8 protein-coding genes are annotated in these 5,275 nt (G+C 58.3%); 5 read left to right on the forward strand and 3 right to left on the reverse strand.

The features are described 5' to 3' along the window. Nucleotides 1–960, reverse strand: a 960-nt coding sequence (tssI, locus tag ACQZ5K_RS26760; protein WP_448742048.1) for a type VI secretion system tip protein TssI/VgrG, incomplete at its 3' end; no start/stop codon positions are given. A gap of 157 nt (nt 961–1,117) precedes the next feature. Here tssI and ACQZ5K_RS26765 point away from each other — a divergent pair. Further along, the gene (locus ACQZ5K_RS26765) at nt 1,118–2,020 is read left to right on the forward strand and encodes a hypothetical protein (protein WP_448742049.1); all 903 of its coding nucleotides are present in this window, start codon (nt 1,118–1,120) and stop codon (nt 2,018–2,020) included. A gap of 6 nt (nt 2,021–2,026) precedes the next feature. Here ACQZ5K_RS26765 and ACQZ5K_RS26770 read toward each other — a convergent pair whose 3' ends face one another. Continuing rightward, nucleotides 2,027–2,560: a hypothetical protein gene (locus ACQZ5K_RS26770; RefSeq protein ID WP_111793078.1), complete on the reverse strand. Its 534-nt coding sequence runs from the start codon at nt 2,558–2,560 to the stop codon at nt 2,027–2,029. A 407-nt stretch (nt 2,561–2,967) separates the two neighbouring features. Between ACQZ5K_RS26770 and ACQZ5K_RS26775 the strand changes: the two genes are divergently transcribed. Next, nucleotides 2,968–3,288, forward strand: coding sequence for a hypothetical protein (locus ACQZ5K_RS26775; protein ID WP_111793079.1), 321 nt, complete (start codon nt 2,968–2,970; stop codon nt 3,286–3,288). Between the two features lie 124 nt (nt 3,289–3,412). After that, the gene (locus ACQZ5K_RS26780; protein ID WP_272949992.1) at nt 3,413–3,541 is read left to right on the forward strand and encodes a hypothetical protein; all 129 of its coding nucleotides are present in this window, start codon (nt 3,413–3,415) and stop codon (nt 3,539–3,541) included. 107 nt (nt 3,542–3,648) lie between these two features. Here ACQZ5K_RS26780 and ACQZ5K_RS26785 read toward each other — a convergent pair whose 3' ends face one another. Further along, nucleotides 3,649–4,416 (reverse strand): hypothetical protein, encoded by a 768-nt coding sequence (locus ACQZ5K_RS26785; protein ID WP_162697668.1) that lies wholly within the window; start codon nt 4,414–4,416, stop codon nt 3,649–3,651. Nucleotides 4,417–4,560: 144 nt separating this feature from the next. Between ACQZ5K_RS26785 and ACQZ5K_RS26790 the strand changes: the two genes are divergently transcribed. Together ACQZ5K_RS26790 and ACQZ5K_RS26795 are read left to right on the forward strand one after the other, a co-directional pair. Next, entirely contained in the window at nt 4,561–4,800 is a 240-nt protein-coding gene (locus ACQZ5K_RS26790; protein WP_210241517.1) for a helix-turn-helix domain-containing protein, read from the forward strand. A gap of 187 nt (nt 4,801–4,987) precedes the next feature. Continuing rightward, nucleotides 4,988–5,275 (forward strand): AAA family ATPase (locus tag ACQZ5K_RS26795; protein WP_448742050.1); only part of this gene is annotated, 288 nt, incomplete at its 3' end.

Below are 5,275 nucleotides of genomic sequence, written 5' to 3' on the forward strand. Positions count from 1 at the left end.
GCGGCGGCCGGCCTCCAGAATGCGCGAGGTCGACGAACCGAAAACCCGGTCGTGGTCGGCCTCGATCGCCTGGGTGCGCAGTTTCTGCGCCCGCTCGGCCTCTTCCACCGTCCTGATGCGGGCCGGATATTCGTAAAGCTCGCGCTTCGTCGCATCCGGCATCTGCACCAGTGAGGGCGTCATTGTGCCCGGCACCATGCCCGGCGTCTCGAAATTCCAGTCCGCGCCAGCGCGCTGGCCCGGGACATAGGAGAAACGCCGCGCCCAGTCGTTGATGTGGTTGCGATCCGAAGACCCCTGCGCCAGACGCACCGTCCCCTCCCCCTGGGCGGCCGGCGACGGCCCAAGCCAGCCGCTGGCGCTATCGGCCACATGCAGCTTGTGGGAACCATCCTCGTGGCTGAACCAGTAGAACAGGCCGTCCTCTTCAAAGCGGCGCAAAAGATAGTCGAGGTCCGTCTCGTTAAACTGGACGCTGTAGTGCTGTGCGGGTGGCGGAGAAATGATGCCCGACGTATCGGGCGCGGGAATGCCGTGTTCGGAAAACAGCGTCTCGACGACCTCGACCGCCGTCCTGTCCATCCAGATACGGCAATCCGAGCGGCGCGACAGAAGCCACATTTGCGGGCGGAGGGTCATGGCGTAAGAGCGCAAACCGCGTGTGATCGGCGGGCCTTCATGCAGCTCCGTCACCAGGCCGTTGAACGGGCGGCGAACACCGCCGCCATCCCCCTCGCCCTGGCTGATCTCGACCGAGATATCGACCAGCCGACCGATCAGTTCCTCGGGCTTGACCGCTTCTTTCTTGGCTCGCACGGTCAGGCGGATGTCGAAGAGCTGCGATACGCCCTCCTCGACGGACAGGCGCTCTGGCAGAAGCTGATCCTCGCCCAAAGGCGACTTGACCTTGAGCACACGACTCGCCTGAATGAAGTCAGAGGATGAGGGCTGGTCATTCATTGCGAACCTCGATAGCAGAGCTCAAAAAATCAATCAGCTGTCAAAATCTCGACAGAATGCAATCAAACATTGTGGCGAAACCAAGGATTCACCATGAATTCTACAACCTGGATACGCCAAATATCCATCGATGACATCTGACAGGCCGGGGCACGGAGTGACCATCGAAAGAAATCCGAGACATACAAAACACGATGCCGATACCTACGGCCTTAGCCGCGAAGAAGCAGCCGGGGCCCGCCACGGCGCCGGCTGGTGGGTCAGTATCAGGCGACGTGGCCACCGGATTGTCAGGCTGTTCAAGGACAGCATCTACGGTTCCGGCGACGAAGCCTACCGTCAGGCACGCGCCTACCGCGACGCCATCATCCTTGCCATTCCGCCCGCCACCAACATCGAGCAGGCCGTGCTTCTGCGCAAGAACAACCGAAGCGGCATCTCCGGCGTCAGGCGCGTTGAGACGGCTGATGGGGATGTGTGGCAGGCAACCTTAATGACCAGTGAGGGGCAGAAACGCGAGAACTTCTCCGTCGCCAAACTGGGCGAAGAGGCGGCAAAGTCGATGGCGATCACGCAACGGCGCAAATGGCTGAGGGCCCTGCCGGTGACACATCTTGCCTATGCGCATCACGCCGCGGAAGTGGCGCGCGCGCAGTTCGCCGACGAGCTTGCCCCGGAGGATGATGTTTTGCCCGGGGAGCGCCGGGCCGATGCTGACATCAAGGCGCGTATCAAGGAAATTAACGACCAATTTGATGCAGCTCGCCCGAAGCGACTGCGGGTTCGGGTCAAGAGCTACGCGACGGACAGGGTCTCCATCGCTGTCTCCGATGCAGAAAGCCCCGCGCGGAAAAAACTCATGCATCTCAACAGGCGGGGCAAGACAGGGACCGAAATCACAGACGCGATCAACAGAACCGTCCGGGAAACCGTCACGGAAATTCATGATGACAGGATCGCGTGCTGGTTCAGTTCCACCTATGGCAACAAACTGCTCAATCCGCAGACATTCAATATTGACGAGGGTTTCAACGTGCTTGTTATTGTGCCCCGGGAATAGTGCATCTCATCGACTTGAGCCGATATTAATGACGGCGGACGTGCCGACCTGAACAAAGGAATAGTCGACCGCGCCCCGCTTCCACCCCGCGGTTACACTTTCTATAACTTCATTCTTGTCGAGATTGTCTGGTGCTCCAAGCCGGTCCGATAACGCATCCAGAAAGCCGGACGGTCTTGGCGTGGTGTACGCGCACGCCTTGTGTCCATCAGGACCAGCGGCAATCCAGAACGACAACAATTCCGCGCCGCCTTCCCTCTCATGGCGCCATCCGACCACATCAACAGAACCGCCATTATAACCGACGAAGCTGCGACGCCACTCATCAATGTCCGCATCGGTTAAACGCTTCCAGTCGAGTTTGTCGCCGTTCACCATCGCTTCTTGCACGGTGGGCGCTTCACAGATGGTGAGAAGGCGCTCCACCGTCATATCCGCCGGCGTGGCCGCGGCTTCCCCGAAACTCAAAAATGCGGCAAGGCATCTGATTGTCGATACCTTGAGGTACCGAATCTGGATCTCGCACGCTCCGTTTTTCATATCGTCACTCCGTTTTGGTCTCACCGCCATTTTGTCGTTGCAGACAACCCCACGCCAATCGATCCCCCGGGAGGTCGCAGACTGATCGACGTTTGCTTTCCGGCAATCTCCGCACCGATAATCCCATTGTGCACAAACGGAACGCAACCCCCAAGATTTCCGCACCCGGCCACCGACCGTCCAAACAAGGCCAGCATGACGTGATCCTCATATTTTACTTCCGTAAAACCCCTCAACACTATGATAAAAAAAGAAATAATTTGGAAGATATTCAGTGAAAAAAGCTCGCACCCGTGCCCACGCGCCGTGACGCATCGGCGTCACATCCTGGTGCCAACTTCGGGATCAGAAGCTCACCTCGAAGGTTTGGCATTGACGTCCGTCAGCCGCCCCGGCAACCTCGTCCCATGACCCTGACCAACAGTTTCATTGCCGAGCTCATCCGCGACGCCAACAGGCTTGATCGCCTCGACGGCTGGCAGAAGCGGCGTATGCTCGAACGGGCCGTCACAACAATCCGCGACATGCGCGAAACAATCGGAATTCCATCCGGTCCCGGCCGCGACAGTCTCCTCGACATCCACACCGTCGCCCTTTCCATCGAACGCGGATGGCGCAGCGATGAGGAGGTGCGAAACGCCCTGCTGCAGGCAGCCGCCATGATCCGGGATTTGCATATCGTCCTCGACAGCAAAACCGAAATCAGCCTCGTCAAACCTGCCGGTTGAGGGCCGGCGCCATCGTCGGACGGCCAAATGCCAGATCATACCGGCAACATTCAGCCCGCAAATATCAGGATTTCATTAACCATACCGGACCACCCTTCCCTCACAACAACGATGGAGGTTGGTTATGGCTTACGACTGGAATCGCAATGAACGCGACGGCAGGTTCGATGAACTGGCGGCAGCTCTCATCTTCTTCACCGTCGTCACCCTGCTTCTGGCGTCCGCTTATCTTGTGACGGGCCTTGCCGCATAGGCAGGGTGTGTTTCGCTGGCTGGCCGTCGCAGGGCGCTGAAGGCCCGGCGACGATAACTGTGTCACCACAGACCGCTGCCGCGCCTGCCGGGCCTGCGTCACGCCGCTCACACGGCAATCCTGTCCCTTTCCTCCTGAAACCGCCTCTCGCGCGTCTTCGGCCGCAGCAGGCGGATACGCGACTGCGGCTCGATCACAGACCAGTGCGGCTGGATCAGCTCACGCAGCATCTTGCGCAGTTCCGGCCAGGGGGTCTCTTCGTTACGAAGCTCCGGATCATACATCACCAGCATGCAGTGAAGCTTGGCGGCAATGTCGTGGATGTAATAGGGCTGCAGCGAAATCAGCACACGCCCGGCAATGCCCTCGAACCGGGCAAGGTCCTGCGCCTTCGCAAGGCTTGCGCTGTAACCGATGCGGCGGTCAGCCGCATTCCATGCCCGTCTCAGTCTCAGCAACTCCAGACGCGCGCTCTCTGCGGCATCAGCACCGATCCGCGGCGCAAGTTTCCTGATCTCCTCGAAAGAGGACACCGTCCCTGCTGATGGACCATCATCATTGACGGCAATCACCACAGCAGGACGACCGCCGGTCTCTTCCAGCAGTCGCGCCTCGAGTTCCCGGCATTCCCGCTCGGCGGCAAGCCGCTGCTGATACATGTCATACCAGTCCGGCCACAGCTCCTTGGCATGCACCGGTCCGGCAATGGTGCGCGAGGGAAGATCGTTGAGCAGCATCGGCAGGATCCGTGCGGCCAGCGGCAGAAGATTGCGCCGGTTGATCACGCTTGGCAGGTTGTCGACAAACGTCTCGTTGGGGAATGCATTTGCGTACGAAATTTTAGGTAAAGTTCTGCTATTCTCAGAATCAGCCATGATCCAAGCTCCTGATAGCTAGATTGTGGTCAGGTCGAGTCAGGCGGTAGGACGCCTGATTCGGCCGCCTGCATAACGCAGACATCTGATAGTAACTGGAATTGGTAGCGAAGCAATATTTTTCGCTAAATTATGGCGATTTTCATGTTTTCTGTTCAAGTGAGGATGGCGCGTGCCGCTTTAGGATGGGGAATTGTCGAACTTGCGGAACATGCCGGAATATCGACAAACACCCTAGTCCGCCTAGAAAAGGGTGAGGACCTCAAGGAATCAACGATCGAGAATATACGCTTTGTTTTAGAACAAGCCGGCGTGAAGTTCGTAGACAACGACGTCACGTTTGGTGTTGTCGTCAACAAAGACAATTACATTCCGTTGTCGTAAATCGCCTACACATATAACGGCGAGTTACGGTACCGAGCGAGCATCTTCGCTAAAGAGCGAAATTGCACCTGATCCTTTCCCAAAAATTGCGCCATATCAGACTTTCGAGCGCAGCTCTTTATCACGCGAACAGCGAGATCGGCAGCAGGCGGTTGACGATCGATCCGGTGGAATGAAGGATTGCGCAATGACCATTCATAACAACCTTTCCGGCCACATACTCCTTCTCTCCGGCCATCCCGGCTCCGGCAAGTCCACAATAGCCGACGCACTCGCGCACTTGCCCGGCGTGCCAAAGGTGCATTTCCACAGTGACGATCTGTGGGGTTACATCAAGCATGGCCGCATCGATCCCTGGCTTCCGCAATCCCGTCAGCAGAACCGGATGATCATGCAGATCGCCGCCGACGTTGCCGGTCGCTACGCCGAGGCAGGTTATTTCGTCATCCTCGATGGCGTCGTGCGACCGGACTGG

The organism is Agrobacterium sp. 22-226-1 (genome assembly GCF_053522345.1).

Excerpts from the sequence above, each read along its gene's own strand:
- ACQZ5K_RS26770 (WP_111793078.1), bottom strand. The coding sequence starts at position 2,560 with ATGAAAAACGGAGCGTGCGAGATCCAGATTCGGTACCTCAAGGTATCG.
- ACQZ5K_RS26775 (WP_111793079.1), top strand. The coding sequence starts at position 2,968 with ATGACCCTGACCAACAGTTTCATTGCCGAGCTCATCCGCGACGCCAAC.
- ACQZ5K_RS26780 (WP_272949992.1), top strand. The coding sequence starts at position 3,413 with ATGGCTTACGACTGGAATCGCAATGAACGCGACGGCAGGTTCGATGAA.
- ACQZ5K_RS26785 (WP_162697668.1), bottom strand. The coding sequence starts at position 4,416 with ATGGCTGATTCTGAGAATAGCAGAACTTTACCTAAAATTTCGTACGCA.
- ACQZ5K_RS26790 (WP_210241517.1), top strand. The coding sequence starts at position 4,561 with ATGTTTTCTGTTCAAGTGAGGATGGCGCGTGCCGCTTTAGGATGGGGA.